Source organism: Streptomyces anthophorae (assembly GCF_049310305.1).
Classification (GTDB): domain Bacteria; phylum Actinomycetota; class Actinomycetes; order Streptomycetales; family Streptomycetaceae; genus Streptomyces.
In genome coordinates, this window is record NZ_JBLWQQ010000001.1 from 7,436,564 (window position 1) to 7,461,587 (window position 25,024).

The 25,024-nt window shown below is 71.3% G+C and carries 20 protein-coding genes and 2 pseudogenes; 15 read left to right on the forward strand and 7 right to left on the reverse strand.

Going from position 1 to position 25,024, the window contains the following annotated elements; genetic code table 11:
• Positions 1-77 precede the first annotated feature (77 nt).
• The 3 genes from ACNYS0_RS33800 (at position 78) to ACNYS0_RS33810 (ending at position 4,910) form a co-directional block, all read left to right on the forward strand.
• The gene (locus ACNYS0_RS33800; RefSeq protein WP_422479072.1) at positions 78-2,576 is read left to right on the forward strand and encodes a beta-glucosidase family protein; all 2,499 of its coding nucleotides are present in this window, start codon (positions 78-80) and stop codon (positions 2,574-2,576) included.
• Between the two features lies 1 nt (position 2,577).
• Positions 2,578-4,173, forward strand: a complete 1,596-nt coding sequence (locus ACNYS0_RS33805) for a carboxylesterase/lipase family protein (RefSeq protein ID WP_422479074.1) — start codon at positions 2,578-2,580, stop codon at positions 4,171-4,173.
• A gap of 89 nt (positions 4,174-4,262) precedes the next feature.
• Positions 4,263-4,910 carry a DedA family protein gene (locus ACNYS0_RS33810; protein ID WP_422479076.1) on the forward strand — a complete coding sequence of 216 codons (648 nt, stop codon included), beginning with the start codon at positions 4,263-4,265 and terminating at the stop codon, positions 4,908-4,910.
• A 70-nt stretch (positions 4,911-4,980) separates the two neighbouring features.
• Here the strand turns inward: ACNYS0_RS33810 and ACNYS0_RS33815 are convergent, their stop codons facing one another.
• Positions 4,981-5,508, reverse strand: coding sequence for a gamma carbonic anhydrase family protein (locus ACNYS0_RS33815; RefSeq protein ID WP_422479078.1), 528 nt, complete (start codon positions 5,506-5,508; stop codon positions 4,981-4,983).
• Positions 5,509-5,662: 154 nt separating this feature from the next.
• On the opposite strand from ACNYS0_RS33815, the gene ACNYS0_RS33820 reads away from it, so the two are divergent.
• On the forward strand, positions 5,663-6,406 hold the full coding sequence (locus ACNYS0_RS33820) for an acyltransferase (protein WP_422479080.1): 744 nt from the start codon (positions 5,663-5,665) through the stop codon (positions 6,404-6,406).
• Positions 6,407-6,430: 24 nt separating this feature from the next.
• On the forward strand, positions 6,431-7,738 hold the full coding sequence (locus ACNYS0_RS33825; RefSeq protein ID WP_422479082.1) for an MFS transporter: 1,308 nt from the start codon (positions 6,431-6,433) through the stop codon (positions 7,736-7,738).
• Between the two features lie 334 nt (positions 7,739-8,072).
• On the opposite strand, the gene ACNYS0_RS33830 is transcribed toward ACNYS0_RS33825, so the two are convergent.
• Positions 8,073-8,939, reverse strand: a complete 867-nt coding sequence (locus tag ACNYS0_RS33830) for an EamA family transporter (RefSeq protein WP_422479084.1) — start codon at positions 8,937-8,939, stop codon at positions 8,073-8,075.
• A 135-nt stretch (positions 8,940-9,074) separates the two neighbouring features.
• On the opposite strand from ACNYS0_RS33830, the gene ACNYS0_RS33835 reads away from it, so the two are divergent.
• Together ACNYS0_RS33835 and ACNYS0_RS33840 are read left to right on the forward strand one after the other, a co-directional pair.
• The gene (locus ACNYS0_RS33835) at positions 9,075-9,647 is read left to right on the forward strand and encodes a helix-turn-helix domain-containing protein (RefSeq protein WP_422479086.1); all 573 of its coding nucleotides are present in this window, start codon (positions 9,075-9,077) and stop codon (positions 9,645-9,647) included.
• A gap of 43 nt (positions 9,648-9,690) precedes the next feature.
• Entirely contained in the window at positions 9,691-10,251 is a 561-nt protein-coding gene (locus tag ACNYS0_RS33840) for a YbaK/EbsC family protein (RefSeq protein ID WP_422479088.1), read from the forward strand.
• Between the two features lie 15 nt (positions 10,252-10,266).
• On the opposite strand, the gene ACNYS0_RS33845 is transcribed toward ACNYS0_RS33840, so the two are convergent.
• Positions 10,267-11,256 (reverse strand): LacI family DNA-binding transcriptional regulator, encoded by a 990-nt coding sequence (locus ACNYS0_RS33845; protein ID WP_422482850.1) that lies wholly within the window; start codon positions 11,254-11,256, stop codon positions 10,267-10,269.
• Between the two features lie 215 nt (positions 11,257-11,471).
• Here ACNYS0_RS33845 and ACNYS0_RS33850 point away from each other — a divergent pair, with 215 nt between their 5' ends.
• The 5 genes from ACNYS0_RS33850 to ACNYS0_RS33870 all read left to right on the forward strand — a co-directional run bounded on the left by ACNYS0_RS33850 (position 11,472) and on the right by ACNYS0_RS33870 (position 18,877).
• Complete coding sequence (locus tag ACNYS0_RS33850; protein WP_422479090.1) at positions 11,472-12,368, forward strand: carbohydrate ABC transporter permease; 897 nt, start codon at positions 11,472-11,474, stop codon at positions 12,366-12,368.
• A gap of 5 nt (positions 12,369-12,373) precedes the next feature.
• Positions 12,374-13,306, forward strand: a complete 933-nt coding sequence (locus tag ACNYS0_RS33855; RefSeq protein ID WP_422479092.1) for a carbohydrate ABC transporter permease — start codon at positions 12,374-12,376, stop codon at positions 13,304-13,306.
• A gap of 64 nt (positions 13,307-13,370) precedes the next feature.
• Positions 13,371-14,708 carry an ABC transporter substrate-binding protein gene (locus ACNYS0_RS33860; RefSeq protein ID WP_422479094.1) on the forward strand — a complete coding sequence of 446 codons (1,338 nt, stop codon included), beginning with the start codon at positions 13,371-13,373 and terminating at the stop codon, positions 14,706-14,708.
• A 42-nt stretch (positions 14,709-14,750) separates the two neighbouring features.
• The gene (locus ACNYS0_RS33865) at positions 14,751-16,796 is read left to right on the forward strand and encodes a beta-galactosidase (RefSeq protein WP_422479096.1); all 2,046 of its coding nucleotides are present in this window, start codon (positions 14,751-14,753) and stop codon (positions 16,794-16,796) included.
• Between the two features lie 50 nt (positions 16,797-16,846).
• Positions 16,847-18,877, forward strand: coding sequence for an RICIN domain-containing protein (locus ACNYS0_RS33870; protein ID WP_422479098.1), 2,031 nt, complete (start codon positions 16,847-16,849; stop codon positions 18,875-18,877).
• Positions 18,878-18,965: 88 nt separating this feature from the next.
• On the opposite strand, the pseudogene ACNYS0_RS33875 reads toward ACNYS0_RS33870, so the two are convergent.
• Positions 18,966-19,067: pseudogene (locus ACNYS0_RS33875) on the reverse strand (hypothetical protein); the annotation flags it as partial.
• Between the two features lie 156 nt (positions 19,068-19,223).
• Here ACNYS0_RS33875 and ACNYS0_RS33880 point away from each other — a divergent pair.
• Complete coding sequence (locus tag ACNYS0_RS33880) at positions 19,224-20,045, forward strand: class I SAM-dependent methyltransferase (RefSeq protein ID WP_422479100.1); 822 nt, start codon at positions 19,224-19,226, stop codon at positions 20,043-20,045.
• A 10-nt stretch (positions 20,046-20,055) separates the two neighbouring features.
• Here ACNYS0_RS33880 and ACNYS0_RS33885 read toward each other — a convergent pair.
• Positions 20,056-20,303 (reverse strand): annotated as a pseudogene (locus tag ACNYS0_RS33885) (arylsulfatase); the annotation flags it as partial.
• A 439-nt stretch (positions 20,304-20,742) separates the two neighbouring features.
• Here ACNYS0_RS33885 and ACNYS0_RS33890 point away from each other — a divergent pair.
• The gene (locus tag ACNYS0_RS33890; protein ID WP_422479102.1) at positions 20,743-21,711 is read left to right on the forward strand and encodes a TauD/TfdA dioxygenase family protein; all 969 of its coding nucleotides are present in this window, start codon (positions 20,743-20,745) and stop codon (positions 21,709-21,711) included.
• Positions 21,712-21,727: 16 nt separating this feature from the next.
• Here ACNYS0_RS33890 and ACNYS0_RS33895 read toward each other — a convergent pair whose 3' ends face one another.
• Together ACNYS0_RS33895 and ACNYS0_RS33900 are read right to left on the reverse strand one after the other, a co-directional pair.
• Positions 21,728-22,135: a CoA-binding protein gene (locus ACNYS0_RS33895; protein ID WP_422479104.1), complete on the reverse strand. Its 408-nt coding sequence runs from the start codon at positions 22,133-22,135 to the stop codon at positions 21,728-21,730.
• A gap of 74 nt (positions 22,136-22,209) precedes the next feature.
• A complete protein-coding gene (locus ACNYS0_RS33900) occupies positions 22,210-24,180 on the reverse strand; it encodes an APC family permease (RefSeq protein WP_422479106.1) in 1,971 nt (656 codons plus the stop codon).
• A 115-nt stretch (positions 24,181-24,295) separates the two neighbouring features.
• Here ACNYS0_RS33900 and ACNYS0_RS33905 point away from each other — a divergent pair, with 115 nt between their 5' ends.
• A complete protein-coding gene (locus tag ACNYS0_RS33905; protein WP_422479108.1) occupies positions 24,296-24,916 on the forward strand; it encodes a YigZ family protein in 621 nt (206 codons plus the stop codon).
• The last annotated feature ends 108 nt before the right edge of the window (positions 24,917-25,024 follow it).

Sequence of the window (25,024 nt, forward strand, 5' to 3'; positions counted from 1 at the left end):
CGGTGTCTAACGATGCGTCAAGTCCGTTTTGTCGCACAGTGCGTTTACTGCTCGAACGCAATGAGGAGAGACAGCCCATGCCCCACAGCGGAAACAGCGCGGACGAAGTCTCCAGACGCGCGGCCCTGCGCCGGATGGGCGGCGCGATCATGGTCGCCGCCGCCGTCACCACCGGCCTCCCGAGCCCCGCGCGCGCGGCCGCCCCGCAGGGACGCGGCGCCGGACCGCGCGTCGAGTCACTGCTCGGCAGGCTCACCCTCGACGAGAAGCTCACCTTCCTGCACGGCGCGCAGGACCCGCACGATCTCGGCCAGGCCGGCTACATCCCCGGCGTCCCCCGCCTCGACATCCCGCCGCTGCGCCTCGCCGACGGCCCCGCGGGCGTCCGCGTCACCAAGCACGCCACCGCCCTGCCCGCCCCCGTCCTCCTCGCCTCCTCCTTCGACCCGGCGCTCGCCCGCCGCTACGGCGAGGTCATCGGCCGCGAGGGCCGGGCGCTCGGCCAGGACGTGCTGCTCTCGCCGATGGTCAACCTGATCCGCACGCCGTACGCGGGCCGCAACTTCGAGACGTTCTCCGAGGACCCGCTGCTCTCCGCCGACATGGTCACCGAGGAGATCGGCGGCATCCAGGGCAAGGGCCTGATCGCCACCGTCAAGCACTTCGCGCTCAACAACCAGGAGAAGAACCGCACGTCGGTCGATGTACGGGCCGATGAGCAGACCATGCACGAGCTGGAACTGCGCGGCTTCGAAGCGGCCGTGGGCGTCGGCGCGGGCGCCGTCATGGGCGCCTACAACAAGGTCAACGGGACCTACGCCTGCGACAACAAGGAACTGCTCGACGATCTCCTGCGCGGGCAGTGGCACTTCGCGGGCTGGGTGATGACCGACTGGTACGCCGCACACACCACCGTCGCCGGGATGGCCGCGGGCCTCGACATGGAGATGCCGGGGGAGCTCGCGTTCGGCGCCGCGCTGAAGAAGGCCGTCCGGGACGGCACGGTGCTCGAGGAGCAGGTGGACAGGGCGGTGCGCCGGATCCTGTCGGTGATGGACCGCTTCGGGCTGCTCGGCGGGAAGGTGCCGCCCCGCCCCGGCCGGGACGCGGCGGCGGGCGCGGCCGTCGCCCTCGACATCGCCAAGGCGGGCGCGACCCTGCTGCACAACAGGAACGGCACCCTGCCGCTCCCCGAGGGCGGCTCCGTCGCCGTCCTCGGCGTCACCGGCTACGTCCCGTTCGTCAGCGGCGGCGGCAGCGCGCACGTCGTCCCCGACCACGCCGACAGCCCGTACCAGGCCATCAAGTCCCGTGCGCGCAGGGGTGGTTCGGCCGCCTACGCGCTCGGCGGCGACATCTACGGCAAGGCTCTGCCCGACGGTGCGCTCGCCCCCGCCGCCGACCTGGAGGAGCGGCGGGTCGCGGCCGGGAAGACCTGGTCGTACGACGGGACGCTCACCACCGACGAGGCCGACGACTGGACCTTCGTCGTCCACCACTCGGGCGAGCGGCCCAAGGTGGTGCTCGACGGCACCGAACTGTTCCCCAAACTGCCCGGCAGCGCCGAGCACTTCAGCGGCGGCCTCGTCGCCGCCGCCCCCGACGGCCTTTCGGTGCGCCGCACGTCCCTTGAACTGGCGGCCGGTTCGCACCGGCTTCAGATCACGGCGAAGGGCGGCGCCGAGGGACAGACGTTCCGGCTGCGCCGGGTGACCGGGGCGACGCGGGCGGCGGATGTCGCCGCGGCCGTCCGCGCCGCGCGCGGCGCGGACAACGTGGTGCTCTTCGCCTACGAGGACGCGACCGAGGGCTCCGACCGCACGTCGCTCGCCCTGCCCGACCACCAGGAGACCCTCATCACCGCGGTGGCGCGGGCCAACCCCCGTACGACGGTCGTGCTCAACACCTCCTCGGCGATCACCATGCCGTGGCTCGACCAGGTGGGCGCCGTGCTCCAGATGTACTACCCCGGCCAGGAGGGCGCGGCCGCCACCGCCGCCGTCCTGTACGGGGACTGCGACGCCGGAGGCAGGCTCACCCAGTCCTTCCCTACCTCCGAGGCCACCCACCCGATGTCCGGGGACCCGCGCCGCTACCCCGGTGTGAACCGCGTCGAGGAGTACTCGGAGGGCATCCACCTCGGCTACCGCTGGTACGACGCGCAGCGCGTGGAGCCGCTGTTCCCGTTCGGGCACGGCCTGTCGTACACCTCCTTCGCGTACGAGGAGTTGAGCGCGCGCTGGACGTCCGGGCGCGGCCTGGACGTGGCCTTCACCGTGCGCAACACGGGGTGGCGGGCGGGGATCGCCGTGCCCCAGGTGTACGTCGGCCCGTCGCCGGACCTCGAAGTCGACCAGGCCGTACGGGTGTTGGGCGGGTACCGCAGGCTCGCCCTCGCGGCGGGGGAGCGGCGGCGGGTCACCGTGCGCGTCGCGCCCCGCACCCTCTCCTCGTGGGACAGCGAGCGGCACGGCTGGGCGCTCGGCACCGGCAGGCGCGCCGTGTGGCTCGGCGCCTCGGCAGGTGACCTGCACCAGCGCACGGACGCGGTGATCGAGCGACGGAAGGGGAAGTGACATGAGGCACGGTCGAATACGTGTGGTGCTCGCGGCCGTGGTGGCGCTGGCCGCCGCGGCCCTGGTGCCCGCGCACGCCACGGAACGGTCCGACGACCCGCTGGCGCACACCACGTCCGGCTGGGTGCGCGGCGAGCACACCGACGAGGGGCGGCAGTTCCTCGGCATCCCGTACGCCGAGCAGCCGGTCGGCGAGCTGCGTTGGCGGGAGCCCCGTCCTGCGCAGTCCTGGCGCGGTGTGCGCGACGCCACCGGCTTCTCCAACAGATGCGTACAGGCGTCGAGTTGGGACCCCGGTTACGGGGACCCCACCTATACGGAGGACTGCCTCGACCTGAACGTGTACGCGCCGGACGGCTCGGCGGGGCGGCCCGTCATGGTGTGGCTGCACGGCGGCGGGCTCACCGCGGGCGCGGGCGCCGACATCGTCCCCGACACCTTCGCGCGGCGCACGGGAACGGTCGTCGTCACCGTCAACTACCGCCTGGGAGCGATGGGTTTCCTCGCGGCGGCGGGCCTCGACAAGCAGGCGTCCGACGGGGTGTCCGGCAACTTCGGCCTCCAGGACCAGCAGCAGGCGCTGCGCTGGGTGCGCGCCAACATCGGCTCCTTCGGCGGCGACCGGGACCGCGTGACGATCGCCGGTGAGTCCGCGGGCGGCCGCTCGGTGTGCACCCAGCTCGCGTCGCCGACCGGGCGCGGACTGTTCCGGGCCGGGATCATCGAGTCCGGCGCGTACGGGGACTGCGCGGCCCGCGCACACGGTGCGGCCGTCGCCGAGGGCGCGCGGTTCGCGGAGAAGGCGGGGTGCGGTGCGGCGGCGGACACGGTCGCGTGCCTGCGCGGCAAGTCGGCCAAGGAGATCCTGGACGCGCAGGCCGGGTTCGACTGGGCGCCCGTGACCGGCGGCGCCTTCCTGCCCGAACAGCCGGCCGCCGCGATCACCGCGGGCCGCTCGGCACATGTGCCCGTCCTCAACGGCGCCAACCAGGACGAGGGCCGCCTCTTCGCCTACGGCGCGTACGACGGCCAGGGCAAGCCGCTCACGGCCGAGGCCTACCCGAAGGCGCTCACCGACACATACGGGAAGGAGACGGGGGAGAAGGCCCTGCGCGCGTACCCGCTCTCCGAGTACGCGTCGCCCACCTACGCCTACGCCGCCGCCCAGGGCGACCAGCTCATGGCCTGCCCGGCGCTCCGCCTCGACGAGCGGCTCGCGGGGAGCGGGCCGCCGGTCTACGCGTACGAGTTCGCGGACCGCACCTCACCGCCGTTCGCGTCGATCAGGGAGGCGGGCAAGACGTTCGACTTCGGGGCCACGCACGTCAACGAGGTGCAGTACCTCTTCAAGCACTTCGGTCTCGACTCCCCGCTCAACGCGGAGCAGCGGGCGCTCGCCGACCGGATGGTGCAGTACTGGGGCTCGTTCATCAGGGGCCAGGCCCCGCGGGCCGACGGGGCGCCCGCCATGCCGGACCAACGGCGGGCACCCGGACACGTGCTGTCCCTGAAGACGTCCGGTGTGGGCGGGATCACACTCTCGACGCAGGTTCATCGCGAGCATCACTGCACCTTGTGGGACGCGGCGGCGTCCTAGGGAGCAGGTAGGCTGCCCGGCGTGCGCGTACCGGAGGGGAGCGCGCGCCGGGCACAGGCAGCAACTGGTGGGTACGGGAGGCGACGTCGATGCACGTCCAGGCATGGCTCGACACGATTCCGGCGGTCGCCGTCTACGCCCTGGTGGCCGGGGTGATCGGCGTCGAGAGTCTCGGCATCCCGCTGCCCGGCGAGATCGTGCTCATCTCCGCCGCCCTGCTCTCCTCGCAGCACGGCGACGTCAACCCGTTCGTCCTCGGCGCCTGCGCCAGCGCGGGCGCCGTCATCGGCGACTCCATCGGGTACGCGATCGGCCGCAAGGGCGGGCGTCCACTGCTCGCCAAAATGGGCCGCAAGTTCCCCAAGCACTTCGGCCCCGGACATGTCGCCACCGCCGAGCGCTCCTTCGAGAAGTGGGGCATGTGGGCCGTCTTCTTCGGCCGCTTCATCGCCCTGCTCCGCATCTTCGCCGGACCGCTCGCGGGCGTCCTGCACATGCCGTACTGGAAGTTCCTCATCGCGAACGTCCTGGGCGGCGTGGTCTGGGCCGGCGGCACGACCGCGGTCATCTACTACGTGGGCGTGGTCGCGGAGGACTGGCTCAAGAAGTTCTCGTACGTGGGCCTGGGCGTGGCCGTCCTGATCGGCCTCGGCTCGATGCTGATCGTGAAGCGCCGCGCGGCGAAGATGGTGGCGGAACACGAGGAGAAGGCGGCAGAGGCCGAGCCGGCACATTGAGCCCCGCCGGCGATCGAGGCGCGGGACCCGGGGCAGAGCCCCGTGACCGCACCCCTTCGCAGGCCGAACGCTACTCGTGCACCCCCCTGTGCACCTTCGCCAGCTCCACATAATGCGTGCCGTTGAGGGTCACCATCTCCCGCTCCTCCGCGGACAGCTCCCGCCGCACCTTCGCCGGCACACCCGCCACCAGTGACCCGGGCGGAACCACCATCCCCTGCGGCACCAGCGCCTGCGCCGCGACCAGCGAACCCGCCCCGATCACCGCGCCGTTGAGCACGGTCGCCCCCATCCCGATGAGGCAGTCGTCCTCCACGGTGCAGCCGTGCAGCACCGCGTTGTGGCCGACGGAGACGCGCTCGCCGATCGTCGCCGGGAAGCCCAGGTCGACGTGGACCGTGCAGTTGTCCTGGATGTTGCTGTCGGCGCCGAGCGTGATCGGCTCGACCTCGGACCGCAGGACCGCGCCATACCAGACGCTCGCCCCCGCGTGCAGCGTGACGTCGCCGATCACCACGGACGTCGGGGCGACGAACGCCTCCGGGTCCACCTTCGGTTCCTTGTCGCCGATGCCGGTGACGAGTGCCTCGTGGGACATGAGGTCTGTGCTCCCTACGTGTCGTACGGGTCATGCGGTGTGTGTCATGCCGTGTGTGTCATGCATGCGTCGCGCCAAGGGAAAGGTACCCGTGGGGCGAAGATCACAGGACGTCGAGGTGGGGGTGGATGCTACGCGTGGGTAACGTGTCGCCGTGCCGAACAAGCGGAGTGACAAGGGTGGCCTCGGCCACCGGCTCGTACAGGCCGGTTGGCGCTGGGTGCAGCGCAAGGGCGCGGTCACCGCGCGGCAGCCCGGCGGGCACCGGTTCGGCGCGATCGGGCACGGCACGAAGCTCGCGTTCCCGCAGGGCACGGTGTTCGGCGAACCGTGGATCCGGCTCGGCGCGCACTGCATCATCGGCGAGCAGGTGACCCTGACGGCGGGCCTGATGCCGGACCTCGACCTTGGCCAGGACCCGATCCTGACCCTCGGCGACGGCGTCGTGATCGGCCGCGGCAGCCATGTCATCGCCGATACGACGGTGCGGATCGGCAGCGACGTCTACATGGGCCCGTACGTCTACATCACGTCCACGAACCATTCGTACGACGACCCGCACGAGCCCATCGGCAAGCAGTGGCCCCGGATGGAACCGGTCGAGATCGGGCCCGGGTGCTGGATCGGCACCGGCGCGGTGATCCTGCCCGGCGCCCGCATCGGCCGGAACGTGGTGGTCGCGGCCGGGGCCGTCGTGCGCGGAGAGGTACCCGACCACGCCGTGGTCGCGGGCGCGCCCGCACGCGTCGTACGGAGCTGGGACGCGGAGTCCGGCTGGCAGCCGCCGCTCAGGACGCCGGCGCCGCGGGCGATACCCGAGGGCGTCACACCTGACCAACTGCTCGCTCTGTCCGAACTCGACGACGACGCCTGGGACACTGAACCCCGGACCAGATAGATGTAGCGAGCAATCAGGGAAGCCGTGGACACGAGCGAGACGAGCGACGACAGCAGGACCACTGGCGGCATCGACGGCGCGGAGCCCGAGGCCGGGCCGCGCGGCTGGCGCCGCTGGGCCATGGACACCCGGCCCCTGCGCATTCCGGCCTACCGCCGCCTGTGGTCCTCGACCATCGTGACGGCCGTCGGCAGCCAGCTCACCGCGGTCGCCGTGCCCAAGCAGATCTTCGACATCACCGGGTCGTCGGCCTGGGTCGGCGCCGCGAGCATGGCGGGGCTCGTGCCGCTCGTCGTGTTCGCGCTGTGGGGCGGCGCGATCGCCGACCACATGGACCGCCGCAAGCTGCTCCTGATCACGAACTCCGGCATCGCCGTGACCTCGGTCCTGTTCTGGGTGCAGGCGATATCCGGGCTCGACTCGGTGGCCGTGCTGATGGTGCTGCTCGCGATGCAGCAGGCGTTCTGGGGCCTCAACGCGCCGGCCCGCAACGCGTCCATCGCGCGGCTCGTGCCCGAGAGCCAACTGGCCGCGGCCAACGCGCTCGGCTCGACGGTGATGCAGACCGGCCAGGTCGTCGGCCCGCTCCTCGCCGGGGTCCTCATCCCGGTGATCGGGCTGCCCGAGCTGTATCTGATCGACGCCGTCGCGCTGTGCGTCACCGTGTGGGCGGTGTACCGGCTGCCTTCGCTGCCGCCGCTGGTCGCGGCGGCGAAGAAGCGGGCGGGCGTGCGCGAGATCGTCGACGGTTTCCGCTACATGTCCACGCACAAGGTGCTGCTGCTGTCCTTCCTCGCGGACATCATCGCGATGGTCTTCGGCATGCCGCGCGCGCTGTTCCCGCAGCTCGCCGCCGAGACCTACGCGCCGTACGGGGAGGGGCTCGCGCTCGGGCTGCTGTTCGCGGCGATTCCGATCGGGGCGGTGGTCGGGGGACTGTTCTCCGGGACGTTCTCGCGGGCGAAGCGGCACGGGTGGATGGTGATCGGGGCGATCGTGGCGTGGGGCCTCGCGATCACCGGGTTCGGGCTGAGCGGGAGTCTGTGGCTGGCGGTCGTCTTCCTTGCCCTGGCCGGAATCGCCGACATGGTGTCGATGGTCTTCCGCGGTGCGATCCTGCTCTCCGCCGCGACGGACGAGATGCGCGGCCGTATGCAGGGTGTGTTCACGGTGGTCGTCGCGGGCGGCCCGCGGCTCGCGGATGTGTTGCACGGTTCGGCGGGATCGGCGTTCGGCGCGCGCCCGGCGGTCGCCGGGGGAGGCCTCTTGGTGGTCCTGGCGATGCTGATCCTGGCTCTGGCCGCACCGGCGTTGCGCCGCTACCGCATCTGACCCGTCGGTTTCCGGCGGCGCCGAGGCTGGTTCGCCTACCCGGGGCGGGCGCCCGCGTCCCTGTTCCGCGGCGGCGTGGCTTTTCGCCTCGCCGGGGTCGGCGCCCGTCGTCCCGGTTGCGCCGCACCGTGCGCCGCCTTGCCCACCCTGCCGCCCAAGGCGGCAGATTGCCCAAAGCGGGACCGGATCATTTAAGCCCCTGCGGCGATTGAGCAGCGGGGTACGGGGCGGAGCCCCGAATCCGCAACGCCGGTGCGGCAAGATCAGCCCCGCCGGCGATTGAGGCGCGGGGGCCGGGGCGGAGCCCCGTGGCCGCAACCACGCCCGGCCGAAATCACCCCGTGGCCAACAGCACCGTTCCCACCATCGCCAACCCCGCCCCCGCAACCTGCACCCCCCGCAACCGCTCACTGAGCACCACCCGCGCCGCCCCCGCGGTCACCATCGGATACAAGGACGCAAGCACTGCCGCCACGGTGACCGGCCCCTCCTGCGCGGCCAGCGCATACGTTCCGTTGGCCGCCACATCCGCGAGCCCCACGAACGCGAGCGCCGGCAACGACGCACGGATGAGCCGCCACCCGCCCTCCTGCGGCAGCACCCGCCCACCCCGCTTCGCGGACACGTACAACGCACCCCCACCCGCCACGACATTCGTCACCCGCTGCACGAACAGCGCGAGGAAGAGCCCGGTGAGCGTCGTGGACGCCTCCGCGATCAACGCCATCACCGCGCCGAACCCGAACGCCGCGAGCAACGTGAGCAGCACCGCCTGCCGCTGCACCGGCGCGCCCCTGAACTGCGGCCCACCCGCGAGCACCACCCCCACGACCGCGACCAGGATCCCCGCGAACTGGAGCACCCCCGGCCGCTCACCGAGCACGAGCCCGACCCCCACCGGCACCGCGACCCCGATCGAGCCGAGCGGCGAGACGACGCCCATCGGCCCGAGCGCGAGCGCCTTGTAGAAGGCGAGCATGGCGACGGGCCCGACGAGCCCCGCGGCGACGGCGAACCACAACTGCGGCCCCGCTTCGAGGAATCCACCCGTGGCGACGACGACCACGCCGAGCACGACCACGGTGATCGCCTGCGAGACGACCACGACGGTGAGCGCCGGGGTTCGTCGCGTCAGCAGCCCGCCGCCGAAGTCGGCCAAGCCCCACAGGAGACTCGTGGCCAGGGCGAAGAGTGCTGTCATGCCGAACCTCGCAGTACAGTTTGCTGGACGCTGTGGTGCACCACACCGTAGTTCAACAAACTGAACGCTGTCATCCACAATATTGACCCAACCCTCCCCGGCCCCCGGGCCCCGGGCCCCGACTCTGGACGGAACGTGGCGGACCTCGACCTCCTGAACCAGGCGCTCGCGCGCAACGTCAAGCACTGGCGGTCCGAGCGCGGCTTCACTCTCGACGCGCTCGCCGCCCGCGCGGGCGTCAGCCGCGGCATGCTCATCCAGATCGAGCAGGCCCGCACGAACCCCAGCATCGGCACCGTCGTCAAGATCGGCGACGCACTCGGCGTCAGCATCACCACGCTGCTCGACTACGAACAGGGCCCCAACGTCCGCATCGTGACCGAGGACCAGGTGGTCCGCCTGTGGCACACGGAGGCCGGCAGCTACAACCGGCTGCTCGCCGGCACCGAGTCCGAGGGCCCGCTGGAGATGTGGGACTGGCGGCTCGTGCCCGGCGAGGGCAGCGACTCCGACCCGCACCCGCAGGGCACCGTCGAACTGGTCCATGTCACCGCGGGCGAGCTGACCCTCGTCGTGGACGGTGCCCCGCACGCCGTGCCCACCGGGGCGAGTGTCTCGTTCGAGGCGAGCACCGCGCACTCCTACCGCAACGACGGGACCGAGGACGTCGAGATGATCATGGCCGTATCGGTGCCTTTCGTACGCTGAGACGCCCGGTCGGCGCCGGGGCGGCGGCTGTTAGCGTGCCGCCATGCGCGCACCCATCGGATCCTTCGACCACGCAACTGCCGCCCCCGACGCCCTCGACCTGCTCACCCGGCCCGTGGCCGACGCCGTCCGCGCCTGGCGCGGCACCGTGCCCGCGCAGGACCTGATCCACGTCGACACCGACCCGGAGTGGGCCGACACGGCGACGTTCGTCGAGCACTACGGCCCCGAGCTGCTCGACACCTCCGCGAACTGCGTCGTTGTCGCGGGCAAGCGCGGCGGCGAGACCACCCTCGCGGCCTGTGTCGTGCCGTCCGCGAAGAAGCTCGACGTCAATGGCGCGGTGCGCCGCCAACTCGGCGCCCGCAAGGCCTCGTTCGCCCCGATGGACATCGCGACCGGCGAGTCCGGCATGGAGTACGGCGGCATCACCCCGATCGGCCTGCCCGCCGACTGGCCGGTCCTCGTGGACGCGGCCGTCGTCGACCTCCCGCACGTCCTCATCGGCAGCGGCACGCGCCGCGGAAAGCTGATCGTGCCGGGCAAGGCGCTCGCCGAACTCCCGGGCGCCGTCGTGGTGGAGGGCCTCGGCGTCACGGCCTGACCCGCCCGGCGAGGCTCACCCCCGCCGCGCCACCGCCGTGCTCTCCCGCACCACGAGCCGCGTCGGCACCAGCGTCGTCCCGTGCTTCGCCTCGCTCTCCCGCACCTGACGCAGCGCGCTCTGCACGCAGCGGCGGCCGACCTCGGCGAAGTCCTGGTGGACCGTGGTGAGCGGGGGCTGGAAGGAGCCCGAGTCGGGGATGTCGTCGAAGCCGATGACCGAGACGTCCTCGGGGACCTTGCGCCCGCGTTCCTCCAGGGCCCGCAGCAGGCCGAGCGCCATCTGGTCGTTCGCCGCGAACACCGCGGTGCAGTCGGCCTGTTCGGCCAGGCGCAGGCCCGCGCGGTAGCCCGACTCGGCCGACCAGTCGCCCCGAACGGGCGGCGGGACGGCGCGGCCCGCGGACTCAAGTGCCGTACGCCAGGCGTCCGTTCGGCGCTGGGCCGCGAACGACTCGGAGGGCCCCGCCAGATGCCAGACCGTGCGGTGCCCCAGGTCGAGGAGGTGGCGCACCGCGTCGCGGGTGCCGCCCGCCTGGTCCGTGTCCACCACCGCGTACCGGTCGCCCGCGTCGGAGTCCGCGACCACGACCTTCACGTGCGGCGGCAGTGACAGCCGCGCCGAGTCGAGCAGGTGGACCTCCATGATGACGATGACCGCGTCCACCGCCAGTTCGCCCAGGCGGGAGAACGCGCCGCGCACCTCGTCCTGCGTGGGCACCGCGACCGGGAGCAGCGTGACCGCGTAGCCCTCCTGGGCGGCCGAGGTGGCGATCGCCTCCAGTGTGCGCATGTTGCCCGTCGTGGACAGCGTGAACGTGATGACGCCGATGGTGCGGAAATCGCCCCGCTTCAGGGCTCTCGCCGCGCTGTTGGGCCGGTAGCCGAGCTCCTTCATCGCGGCGAGGACCCGCTCGCGGGTCTCCTCGTTGACGCCGGGGAAGCCGTTCGAGACGCGGGACACCGTCTGGGACGAGACGCCCGCGACCCGGGCGACGTCGGCCATCGACGCGTTCTGTGTACGGCGCCTGCCGCGCTGCGGGGCGCTCTCCTGGGGTGTCACCGTGTCCCTCACCGACTCTTGACCGTCCTCCTCGGGGCAGTGTAGACATGCCGCCACCGAATGTTTACGCAAACATAACAGCTGTCGGGCCCTTCACGCCCAAGGATGTTTACGCAAACATCGCGACCTGTGACGCACGGACGAGTGAGGGACGCGAGATGACCACGCTGCAACCGCCGGTCGCCCTGAGGCGGCGCCGCTCGTGGACGGGGTGGGGGTTCATCGGCCCCTTCGTGCTCGTCTTTGCCCTGGTCTTCCTGGCGCCGCTCGCATACTCGGTCTACCTGAGCCTGTTTCGTACACAACTCATCGGCGGCACCACCTTCGTGGGCCTCGACAACTACCAGCAGGCGCTCCAGGACGCCCAGTTCTGGGCCGGGGTCGGCCGCGTCGGGCTCTTCCTGCTGATCCAGGTGCCGGTCATGCTGGGCATCGCCCTGCTCGTCGCCCTCGCCATCGACAGCGGCCGTCTCTACGGCAAGGACTTCTTCCGGATCACCGTCTTCCTGCCCTACGCGGTCCCCGCCGTCGTCGCGACCCTCATGTGGGGGTTCATGTACGGCACCCGCTACGGCCTGGTCGGCGACCTCAACGACGCGTTCGGCACGACACTGCCCGACCCGCTCTCCGCCGACCTGGTCCTCGCCTCCCTCGGCAACATCGTGACCTGGGAGTTCGTCGGCTACAACATGCTGATCTTCTTCGCCGCGCTGCGCGTCGTGCCGCACTCCCTGTACGAGGCCGCCGAGATCGACGGCGCCGGGCAGTGGCGCGTCATCACGGCCATCAAGCTCCCGGCGATCCGCGGTGCCCTCGTCATCGCCACGATCTTCTCGATCATCGGCAGCTTCCAGCTCTTCAACGAGCCGGCCATTCTCCAGAAGCTCGCGCCCAACACGATCACGACGGACTACACCCCGAACTTCTACACGTACTCGCTGTCCTTCGCCGGCCAGCAGCAGAACTACTCCGCGACGGTCGCCATCGTCATGGGCGTGATCACGATGATCGTGGCCTACGTGGTCCAGCTGCGCGGCATGCGCAAGGGAGCGTGAGCGCGATGACCACCACCACCTCCGCACGGCCCACCGCACCGCTCAGGTCCGCGGCCCCGCGCCTGCGTTCACCGCGCCGCACCTCGACATCCGGCCGTCCCCGGCGCAGCCTCCTGCTGACCGTGCTCACCGGCGTCGTCCTCGTCTACAGCCTGCTGCCGCTGGCGTGGCTCCTGATCAGCGCCACCAAGTCCCCGCAGGGCCTGGCCCGTTCCTTCGGCCTCTGGTTCGACGCGGACTTCGACCTCTGGCACAACATCGCCGAGACCTTCACGTACCAGGACGGCGTCTTCGGCCGCTGGCTGATCAACACCCTCCTGTACGTGGTCGTGGGCGCGGGCGGCGCCACCTTCCTCGCGGTCCTCGGCGGGTACGCGCTCGCCAAGTTCGCTTTCCCCGGCAAGCGCGCCGTGTTCGCCGTCGTCATCGGAGCGGTCGCGGTGCCCGGCACGGCCCTCGCCGTCCCCACGTTCCTGATGTTCAGCAAGATGGGGCTCACCGACACCCCGTGGGCCGTCATCGTCCCGTCGCTGATCTCGCCGTTCGGCCTGTATCTGATGTGGGTGTTCGCCACCGAGGCGATCCCCAGCGAACTGATGGAGGCCGCCCGCATCGACGGCGCGAGCGAGCTGCGCACCTTCTTCCAGGTCGCCCTGCCGCTGCTCGCGCCCGGCACCGTCACCGTTCTGCTCTTCACCACGGTCGCGACCTGGAACAACTACTTCCTGCCGCTGATCATGCTCAAGGACCCCGACTGGTACCCGCTCACCCTCGGCCTCGACTCCTGGAACAAGCAGGCGCAGACCGCCGGCGGCGAGGCCATCCCCCATCTCGTGCTCACCGGCTCGCTGCTCACCATCGTGCCGCTGATCGCCGCCTTCCTGCTGCTCCAGAAGTACTGGCAGTCCGGGCTCTCCGCCGGAAGCGTCAAGGAGTAGGCGCGGCACCGCAGTTCGCCCCTCACCCACCCTCTGTAGACCACGACGAAGTGGAAGCATCGCCATGCCCCAGCACTCCCGCCGCGTCCTGCGCGGCATAGGTCTCCTGTGCGTCCTCGCCCTCGGCGCCACCGCCTGCGGCGGCTCGGACGGCGACTCCAGCGACAAGAAGGTCGGTTCGGCCGACATCGAGTCCGCGCTGAAGAAGGGCGGCACCGTCACGGTGTGGGCGTGGGAGCCCACCCTGAAGCAGGTCGCCGCAGACTTCGAGAAGCAGCACCCGAAGGTCGACATCAAGCTGGTCAACGCGGGCACCAACAACGACCAGTACAAGGCGCTGTCGAACGCGATCTCCGCGAAGAAGGGCGTCCCGGACGTCGCGCAGATCGAGTACTACGCCCTCGGTCAGTACGCCCTGACGAAGCAGATCACCGACCTCAAGGCGTACGGCGCGGACAAGCTGGCGTCCTCGTACTCGCCGGGGCCGTGGAATTCGGTGAAGTCCGGCGACGGCGTCTACGGCCTGCCCATGGACTCGGGGCCGATGGCGCTCTTCTACAACAAGAAGGTCTTCGACAAGTACAAGATCGCCGTCCCGACGACCTGGGACGAGTACGTCGAGGCCGCCCGCAAGCTCCACAAGGCGAACCCGAAGGCGTACATCACCAGCGACGTCGGCGACGCGGGCCTGACCACCAGCCTGCTGTGGCAGGCCGGTTCGCACCCGTACAAGGTCGACGGCACCAAGGTCGGCATCGACTTCACTGACGCGGGCGCCAAGAAGTACACCGACACCTGGCAGAAGCTGATCGACGACAAGCTCGTCTCGCCCGTCACCGGCTGGACCGACGACTGGTACAAGGGCCTCGGCGACGGCACCATCGCCACCCTGCCCACCGGCGCCTGGATGCCCGCCAACTTCGCCTCCGGCGTGAAGGGCGCCTCCGGCGACTGGCGCGTCGCCCCCATGCCGCAGTGGGAGAAGGGCGCGGGCGCGAGCTCCGAGAACGGCGGCAGCTCGCTCGCGCTGCCCGAGCTCGGCAAGAACAAGGAACTCGCCTACGCCTTCGTCGAGTACGCCAACTCCGGCGCCGGCGTGCGGACCCGCGTCAAGAACGGCGCGTTCCCCGCGACGACGAAGGACCTGAACTCGTCGTCGTTCCAGAACACCGAGTTCCCGTACTTCGGCGGCCAGAAGGCCAACAAGATCTTCGCCGAGTCCGCGAAGAGCGTGCCCACCGACTGGAAGTACCTGCCGTTCCAGGTGTACGCCAACTCGGTCTTCAACGACACGGTCGGCAAGGCGTACGTCTCCTCGACCAAGCTGACCGCCGGGCTCAGGTCCTGGCAGGACGCGTCCGCCAAGTACGGCACCGACCAGGGCTTCACCGTCGAGAAGTAGCCCGCGCCCCCTCTTTGTGACCGCATCCCCGGAAGGACGTTCATGGTCGCCCCCCTCACCTCCCGTTTCCCGTACGCGAAGAGCTCGGACGGCACCCGGCGCCTCGGCTACGGAGCCGACTACAACCCCGAGCAGTGGTCGCGGGAGGTGTGGGCGGACGACATCCGGCTGATGCGCGAGGCCGGGGTGAACGTCGTCTCCCTCGCCATCTTCTCCTGGGCGCGGATCCAGCCCACGGCCGACACCTGGGACTTCGGCTGGCTCGACGAGATCATGGACCTGCTGCACGCGGGCGGCATCGGCGTCGACCTGGCCACCGCCACCGCGTCGCCGCCGCCGTGGCTGACCGCCGCGCACCCGGAGATCCTGCCGGTGACCGCGAGCGGCGAGACACTGTGGCCGGGCGCCCGCCAGCACTGGCGGCCCACGTCTCCCGTCTTCCGCGAGCACGCCCTCACCCTCGTCCGCAGACTCGCCTCCCGCTACGCCGACCATCCGGCGCTGGTCGCCTGGCACGTCAACAACGAGCTCGGCTGCCACAACGTCTACGACCACTCCGACGACGCGGCCCGCGCCTTCCGCGCCTGGCTGCGCCGCCGCTACACCACGCTCGACGCCCTCAACGACGCCTGGGGGACCGCGTTCTGGTCCCAGCGCTACAGCGACTGGGAACAGTTGCTGCCGCCGCGGCTCGCCGCCTCGCACCCCAACCCGACGCAGCAGCTCGACTTCAAGCGGTTCTCCTCCGACGCGCTCAAGGACCATCTGCTGGCCGAGCGGGAGATCCTGCGCGAGCTGACCCCGGACACCCCCGTCACCACCAACTTCATGGTGATGCCCGGCACCAAGGGCATGGACTACGCGGACTGGGCCGACGAGGTGGACTTCGTCGCCAACGACCACTACGTCATCCCCGGACCGCAGGACCGCGACGAGCTGTCCTTCTCCGCCAACCTCACCAGCGGTATCGCGGGCCACCGGCCCTGGTTCCTGATGGAGCACTCCACCAGCGCCGTGAACTGGCAGCCCGTCAACCTACCGAAGAAGCCGGGGGAGTTGGCCCGCGACTCGCTGCTGCACGTCGCGCACGGCGCCGACGCCGTCTGCTTCTTCCAGTGGCGCCAGTCGGCCGCGGGCGCGGAGAAGTACCACTCCGCGATGCTCCCGCACGCCGGCGCCGACAGCGAGCTCTTCCGCTCCGTCGTCGAGCTGGGCGACACCCTCGGCGCGCTCGCCCCGATCGCGGGCAGCGGACGCGAGCCCGCCCGCGTCGCGCTCCTCTTCGACTGGGACTCCTGGTGGACCAGTGAGCAGGACTCCCACCCGACCTCACGCCTCGACTACCACCGCGAGGCCCTCGACTGGTACTCGGCGCTGCTTCGCCTCGGTATCCGTGCCGACGTGGTGCCCGCGCACGGCACCGACCTGTCCGCGTACGACGTCGTGATCGCGTCCGTCCTGCACGTGGTGCCGCAGCCGCTCGCCAAGGAGCTGACCCGCTACGTGGAGGGCGGCGGCCACCTCGTCGCCACGTACTTCTCCGCGATCGTCGACGAGAACGACCACGTATGGCTCGGCGGTTACCCGGGCGCGCTGCGCGACGTCCTCGGCATCCGCATAGAGGAGTTCGGGCCGCTGCTCGACGGCGACACCGTCGACCTGGACAACGGCACCACCGGCAGCCTGTGGACCGACCGGATCACGGTCACCGGCACGGACGTGGAGGTCCTCGCGGGCTACCGCACGGGCACGTACGCGACCCGCCCGGCCGTCACCCGGCGCGGCACCGGCCGGGGCTCGGCCTCGTACGTCTCCACCCGCCTCGGTGTCGAAGGGCTCACGGTGCTGCTGCCCGAGCTACTCGCGCCCGCCGGGGTGCGCAGTGAACTCCCGGAGCAGGCGTGGGGGTTGGTCGAGCAGGTCGTCCGCCGTGACGCCGAGCACCGCTATGTCTTCCTGGTCAACCGGAGCGACGAGCAGGTGGCGCTGCCGGGCCAGACCGGCGAGGTCCTCGTCGGTCCCGCCGGTGACGAGCTCGTCCTGGCGCCCCGTCAGGTCGCCGTCCTGAAGCAGCCGCTCGACTCCTAGAACCACACCGTCCCAGCACCACGACACCCCACTCACACCGGGAGCACACGTTGGCGCGCTTGACCCGCAGACGGTTCATCGGCATCGCCGCGGCCACGGCCGCGGCGGCCGGAACCCAGATCTCCGCCGCACGGCTCGCCGCCGCGGCAGGCACCACGGCGACGGTCACCGTCACCCCCGACCCCTCCTACCGGCACGACCGCTTCGAGGGGTGGGGCACCAGCCTCGTCTGGTTCGCGAACGCCACCGGGCACTACCCGGACGAGATCCGGGAGAGGATCGCCGACCTCGTCTTCGGACGGGACGGTCTCGCCCTGAACATCGCCCGGTACAACATCGGCGGCGGCAACGCCCCCGACGTGCCCGACTACCTGAGGGCGGGCGGCGCCGTCGAGGGCTGGTGGAAGGCGCCCGAGGGCACCACCCGCACCGACACCGACTGGTGGGACCCGGACGACGCGGGGCACTGGAACGAGGACGCCGACGCGAGCCAGCGCTGGTGGGTGGACCGGATCAAGAAGGACATCACCCACTGGGAGACGTTCTCCAACTCGCCGCCCTGGTTCATGACGGTCAGCGGCTATGTCTCCGGCGGCTTCGACGCGTCGAAGGAGCAGCTGAAGGAGGCGTCCGTCGAGGACTTCGCCGCCTATCTGGCCGGCGCTACCCGGCGCCTGGAGAAGGCGCACGGCATCAGGGTGAAGACCGTCGACCCCTGCAACGAGCCCAACACCGACTACTGGGGTACGAAGTTGGGGGCCGACGGCCATCCGACCGGCGGCCGCCAGGAGGGCTGCCACATCGGGCCGGCCCTTCAGCGGAAGATCGTGCCCGCGCTCGACACCGCGCTGAGGAAGGCGCGGTCGACGGCCGCCGTCTCGGCCATGGACGAGACCAACCCGACGACCTTCGTCACCAACTGGACGAGCTACCCGGCCGACGTGAAGAGCCACGTCGCCCAGATGAACGTCCACACGTACGGCACCGGCGGCCGCACCTCCGTCCGCGACCTCGCCAAGGCCGAGGGCAAGCCGCTGTGGATGAGCGAGGTCGAGGGCGACTGGGGCGAAGGGCAGTCCTTCACCGATATACGGCCGGGCCTCGGGCTCGCCCAGCACATCGTCGACGACCTGCGCGAACTGGAGCCCAATGCCTGGGTGTTCTGGCAGCCCGTCGAGGACTGGGACAACATGAAGCCGGGCGGGGAGTCGGCCAAGGGCGGCAACTGGGGCGAGGTCCAGGTCTCCTTCAGCGCGGGCCCCGACGACACCCTGGAGACCTGCCCCGTCTACACGAACACCAAGTTCGACACCGCCCGGAACTTCACGCACTACATCCGGCCAGGGGACCACCTCGTCAAGACCGACGACACGAGCAGCACCGCGGCCGTCACGCGAGGCGGCAACGGTGCCACCGTCGTGCACGTCAACGGCACCACGAGCGCACGCACGGTGACACTCGACCTGTCGAAGTTCGCGACCGTACGCAGCGGTGCGACCGTCACCCCGGTCGTGACCAGCGCGGACGGCAAGCTGGACGAGCGGGCGCCGGTCGTCGTGAAGGATCGCAGGGCGAGCTACACGGTGCCCGCCCAGTCGGTGACCACGTTCGTGGTCAAGGGGGTGTCCGGGGTGGCGAAGGACGCCGCCGAGCTGCGCCAGGGGCGCACCTATGAGCTGACGGGCGTGCAGAGCGGCAAGGACCTCACGGTCGCGGACGGCGGCACGCTCGTCATCAGGTCGGGGACGGGGGCCGCCGGTCAGCGGTGGCGGCTCGCGCGGATCGGCGGGGACGGTCCCGCGAACCGCAGGCTGTACGTGTTCACCAGCGCCGCCGACGGCAAGCGGCTCGCCGTCCGTGAGGGTGCGCCGGTCGTCGAGGCCGACACGGGCGAGCGGGACGCGGCCGCCCAGTGGATCGTGTCGACCACGGGCGACGGCACGTACACGCTCGTCAACGCCGGTACCGGCCGCCTCCTGGAGGTCGGCGGGCAGGCCACGAACGAGGGCGCCGCCGTCGGGACGTGGCAGCCCAACTCCGGTTCCAACCAACGGTGGAAGGTCTCCGATGTGACGTCCTGACGGGCGTCCCGCGTGCCTCACGACCTCGTGCCGTCACCTGCTGCGTCAGCAGGTCGGCCGCCGTCACCAGGAGGGCGGCCGTCCAGGCGGCGGGCAGCACGTTCGGTCCCGGTGCGCGGGTGACGCGGCGGGCCTGTTGCGGTGAGGCCATGGCGAGGAACGGGATCGGACCCGCGGCGACGACCGCCATCGCGGTCAGCCCCGTGCCCGCGAACAGCAGGATCGGACGGCTGCGTCCTGTTCTTCACGGCTGCCCCCCCCGAGGACTGGCTGACCCGCGAGGCCTGGCGTCCCGGCCACCCGCTGGAAGGAGCTGGATGCCCGACGGAGGCGTACGGTGCGGCAGGTGACCGACATCGACCGTGAGCGCCTGCGCGGCACCTTCTCCCAGGACGCCGAACGCTACGACCGTGCCCGTCCCGGCTATCCGCCCCGCATGTTCGACGACCTCGCCGAGCACGCCGGGGCGGGGCCGGGATGCCGCGTGCTGGAGATCGGGTGCGGCACGGGGAAGGCGACCCTGCCGCTGGCCGAGCGGGGCTGCCGGATCGTCGGCGTGGAACTGGGCGCCGAGCCGGCGGCCGTCGCCCGCCGGAGGCTGCCCGGCGCGACCATCGACGTGGCGGCCTTTGAAGACTGGCCGCTGCCGCCCGACCCCTTCGACCTCGTCCTCGCCGCCACCTCCTTCCACTGGATCGACCCCGCCGTCCGCATCGCCAAGAGCGCGGACGCGCTGCGTCCCGGCGGCACCCTCGCCACCGTCTCGACCCACCATGTCGCGGGCGGCACCGAGGACTTCTTCGCCGAGGCCCAGGACTGCTACGAGCGCTTCGACCCGACGACCCCGCCGGGCCTGCGCCTCACCCCGGCCGCCGACATCCCGTACGACAGCCAGGAAGCGCCGAACCGGAACGTCGAACAGGGCAACGCGGTGCTCCCCGGAGCGGACCGCTTCGAGCCGCCCGTCTTCCACCGCTACGAACGTGAACTCACCTACGGCACCGCGGACTACCTCGACCTGCTCGGCACGTACTCGGGCACCCTCGCCCTCGACCCGGCCGCCCGCGCCGGGCTGCTCGACTGCATCGGCAGACTCATCGACACGCGCCACGGCGGCCGGGTCACCAAGCGCTACCTGACGGAACTCCGCCTCGCCACCCGCAGGTAGCGCCCGCCCCCTACTCGAACGCCGCTGCCGCCTCCCGCAGTGCCTCCGCCACGGTGCGCCCGGCTCGTAGGTGACCGAGCGGAGGGCGCCGGTGCAGCGGAAGACGCCGTGCCGTTCGTGCAGCGGCCAGGACACGGGCGACTCGCGTTCCAGGCCCACGCTGATGCCCTGGAACGGTGCCATGCCGACCAGCTGGTGGACCGAGGGCGTGACGGCGCGGGTGCCGGTCGGCAGCGGGCCCGCGTCCGTCTCGCGCAGGGGTCAACAGCGCTGCGGGCCAAGGCAGTTGTGGGTGTGGCTGGGGTGTTGCGGCGGTATGGACGCAAGCTTGCGGCGCGCCTGTGAACTGCGGATCCGGTGCCGGGGCCGTGGCCGTGACGAGAAGCGCGGCCGGTCCAGGATGTGGGAAGACATGTCGCACGCATTGCAGGGTCGTGAAGCGGCCCGGCGGGCCCTTGACCGGCTCTCGGGCCGCTGGCCAAGCTCTCGTTCATGACCGCGACGACGATGCAGCTCGTGACGCGGCTCCACGTCGACCTGGAGCGCCCGGCACCGTTCGCGTGTCCGTGTCACTGACGCTCTCGACCCGCAGCTCCCGCTCCCGCCGCGGTCCTCGCCGCCGCGCTCGCCCCGCGCCGCGGCCGGCCGCCCAGGGGGAAGCGGAAACCGCCCACCCGTCCAGTGAAGGGGTCCCGCCATGACGTCCACCGCACCCGCCGCCGTGCCCGCCGCATCCGAAGTCACCGTCCAGAAGGTCGGCGGCCGGCTCGGCGCCGTGATCTCCGGGGTCCGCCTCGGCGGAGACCTGGACGAGGCCACCGTGGCCGCGGTCCGGGCCGCCATCGTGGAGCACAAGGTCGTCTTCTTCCGCGACCAGGACCACCTCGACGCCGGGAGCCACGAGGCGTTCGCCCGCCTCCTCGGCACCCCGGTCGCCCACCCCACCGTCCCCTCCGTCGACGGCCGCTACGCCCTCGGTATCGACAACGAGCACGGCGGGCGCGCCAACCAGTGGCACACGGACGTCACGTTCGTGCCCGCGTACCCCGCCTTCTCCATCCTGCGCGCCGAGGTCGTCCCGCCGTACGGCGGCAACACGCTGTGGTCCAACACCGCGGCCGCCTACGCCGAACTCCCGGAATCCCTGCGGGCGTTGGCCGACACCCTGCGCGGCGTGCACACCAACGACTACGATTACGCGGCGGCCCGCCCGGAGGCCCCCTCCAAGGCGGTGGAACAGCACCGCAAGGTGTTCACGTCGACGAAGTTCCAGACCGAGCACCCCGTCGTGCGCGTGCACCCGGAGAGCGGCGAACGCACGCTGATCCTCGGCAACTTCCTTCAGAAGCTCACCGGCTTCAACGCCCGTGACTCGCGCGCGCTGATCGGCATCCTCCAGTCCCACGTCGAGCGCCCGGAGAACACGGTCCGCTGGCAGTGGCGCGCCGGCGACGTCGCCATCTGGGACAACCGGGCCACCCAGCACTACGGCGTGGACGACTCCGACGCGCACACCCGCACCCTGCGCCGCGTCACCATCGACGGCGACGTACCGGTCGGTGTGGACGGCCGCCGCTCGACGCTGCTGGCCCCCACGTCGGTCCCGGAACCCGAGTACGGGATCGCCTCCGGCGCCTCGACGGACGGGGCGTACGCGGAGGAGTGAGCGCCCCTGCGGCGGGTCAGCCGAGCCGGGGGATCTCGATGGCGGGGCACTTGTCCATGACCATGGAGATCCCGGCGGCCCGCGTCCGCTCGTACGCCGCCTCGTCGACGACACCGAGCTGGAACCAGACCGCCTTGGCGCCGATCGCGGCGGCCTCGTCGGCGACGGGCCCCGCGAGGTCGCTGTTGACGAAGACGTCGACCACGTCGACCGGGAACGGGATGTCCGCGAGCGAGGCGTACCCCTGCTCGCCGTGCACGGTCTCCGCCTTCGGGTGCACCGGCACGATCCGCTTGCCGAAGCGTTGCAGGACGCCCGCGACCCCGTACGCGGCGCGCGCCTGGTTCGAGGAGAGGCCGACCACCGCCCAGGTGTCCCCGGACTCCGTGAGGATCTTGCGGACCGTGTCGTGATCGCCGTACATGGGGCCTCCTGCGACGGGACGTTTCTTCGTACGGTCAGGACAACTCCTCGCGCGGCGCGAGGATTCCGGCGGGCTCAGCCGACGTGCACGCGCGGGCGGCGCCCCGGATCGGGTTCGGCGCGGCGCAGCACCTCGCGGGTGACCGGGGCGACCTCGCCGTCGCCGAACACCAGGAAGCGCAACAGGTGGCCGACGGGGTGGCCCTCGGTCCAGTTGAAGTAGGCGTGCGGGACGCTGCCCGTGCGGTCGCGCAGGTCCATCAGGACCGCGGCCGCCGTGTTCGGGACGCCGGGACCGCGCACCCGAAGCCGCCGCACGCCGTGCTTCTCGTCGCCGTGCACGAGCAGGTCCTCGGTGAAGTCGGAGGAGTCCTGGATGAAGACCTCCAGGAACAGCACCCGGCCGTCGTCCGGCATCGGCGTGTCCTCGCGCTGGCAGTGCTCCTTGTCGCGGTACTCCGCGGTGGTGTGCTCCTGCGGCTCGTTCGCGATGATCCGCAGCGGGCCCTGGGCGGCGGCCTCGTCGATGATCCGCAGGGCCGTCTCGTCGTACGTGACCGCGCCCGCGCGCAGTTCGAAGGCGCGGTGGACGCGGGAGGCGAAGGAGGTGATGAGGATCGCCGCGATGAAGATGACGGCGATCTTGATGCCGTCGGGGCGTTCCACGACGTTCGTGACCAGGGTGTAGGCGAAGACCGCCGTGATCGCGCCGAAGCCGATCGTCGACTTGCGGTGGCCGCGCCGGTGCACCGCGACCGTCGACGCGAACGACGCGGAGAGCATGAGGACCAGCACGCCGGTCGCGTACGCGCCGGACTGGTCGTCGACGTTGGCGTTGAACCAGAGGGTGATGAAGACCGCGGCCGCCATGAAGACGAGGACCAGCGGGCGCACGGCCCGCGTCCACTCGGGAGCCATGCCGTAGCGCGGCAGATAACGGGGGACCAGGTTGAGCAGGCCCGCCATCGCGGAGGCGCCCGCGAACCAGAGGATGGCGATCGTGGAGACGTCGTAGACCGTGCCGAAGCCCTCGCCGAGATAGGCGTGCGCGAGATACGCGAGCGCGCGCCCGTTCGCCGAGCCGCCGGACTCGAACTCGTGCTGCGGGATCAGGATCGTCGTGGCGAGGCTGGACAGGAGCAGGAACCCGCTCATGATCAGCGCGGCCGTCGTGAGCAGCTTGCGGGTGTCGCGGATGCGGCCCGCCGGCTTCGCGTACGTGTCCGTGGAGTCGCCCTGGACCTGCGGCATGACGGCGACACCCGTCTCGAAGCCGGACATGCCGAGCGCCAGCTTCGGGAAGACGAGCAGCGCGACGCCGATCATCAGCCACGGCGAGGAGTGCTCGGCCGTCATCGCGTCCCACCAGTTGCCGATCTTGACCGGCTGGGTGAAGACATGGGCGGCCGCCGTGATCAGCACCACGATGTTCAGCGTCAGATACGCGCCGACCAGGACGACCGCGACCCGGATCGCCTCACGGAACCCCTTGAGGAAGACCGCGCCGAGCGCCACGAGCAGCGCGAGCGTGATCCAGGTGTTCTCGCCGTGCAGCCCGGAGGGCGCGAACGGGTTCTCGACGACGTGCGCGGCCGCGTCCGCCGCCGACAGCGTCATCGTGATCATGAAGTCGGTGGCGGCGAAGCCGAGCAGCACGAGCACGAACAGCTTCCCGGCCCACCAGGGCAGGAGCCGTTCCAGCATCGCGATCGAACCCTCGCCGTGCGGCGACTCCTTCGCGACCCTGCGGTACACCGGCAGGGCGCCCAGCAGGGTGAGCGCGATCAGGACGAGCGTCGCGAGGGGAGAGAGCAGTCCCGCGGCGAGCGCCGCGATGCCCGGCTGATAGCCGAGCGTGGAGAAGTAGTCGACACCCGTCAGACACATCACGCGCCACCACTTGTGGCCCTTGTGCTCCTCCGGGGCGTGCCCGTGCGGACCCTGATGGCGGGCCGTCTGCTCGCTCAGCCCCTCCAGCAGCCAGGAGCGGAAACGGCTCGTGGAGGCTGCGGGGGCGGCAGGGCTCTCGGCCTGGATGCCGGTCATGTTCGGGTGCTTCCTGTCGGACGGCTCGCTGGGACGACGAGCGAGTATCCATCACATCGTCACCTGTGCATCGGGCGGGGGCCAGCCCGGTAACACCTGCGCATACGCTGGTCCGATGCAGGACGAGTACCGCACGGTGGCCCGCGAGGGTGTGCACGAGACAGAGATCAGCCGCTCCCGGTTCCTGTGCGCGCTCGCGCCCGCCGCGACCGAGGAGGAGGCCCAGGCCTTCGTCGCGCGCGTCCGCAAGGAACACCCGTCGGCCAACCACAACTGCTACGCGTACGTCATCGGCGCCGACGCCTCCGTACAGAAGGCGAGCGACGACGGCGAGCCGGGCGGCACGGCGGGTGTCCCCATGCTCCAGATGCTCACCCGCCGCGACATGCGCTACGTCGTCGCCGTGGTCACCCGCTACTTCGGCGGCGTCAAGCTCGGCGCCGGCGGCCTCATCCGCGCCTACGGAGGCGCGGTGGGCGAGGCCCTCGACGCGCTCGGCACGGTGACGCGCCGCCGCTTCCGCCTCGCCACGGTGACGGTCGACCACGCGCGCGCGGGCAAGATGGAGAACGACCTGCGGTCCACGGGCTGTGAGGTACGGGACGTCCAGTACGGCGCGGCGGTCACCATCGAGATCGGCCTCCCGGAGTCGGACGTGGACCGCTTCCGCGCCTGGCTGGCGGACGCGACCGCGGGCACGGCGACCTTCGACCTGGGCGGCGAGGCGTACGGGTGACCCGATGGAGCTCCTGCGGCGATTGAGCGGCGGGGTCAGGGGCGGCACCCCGAGTCGTGAGAAACGCCTCCCGTGACAAGAGGCGCCACCGATGTCGGACCCACCCGT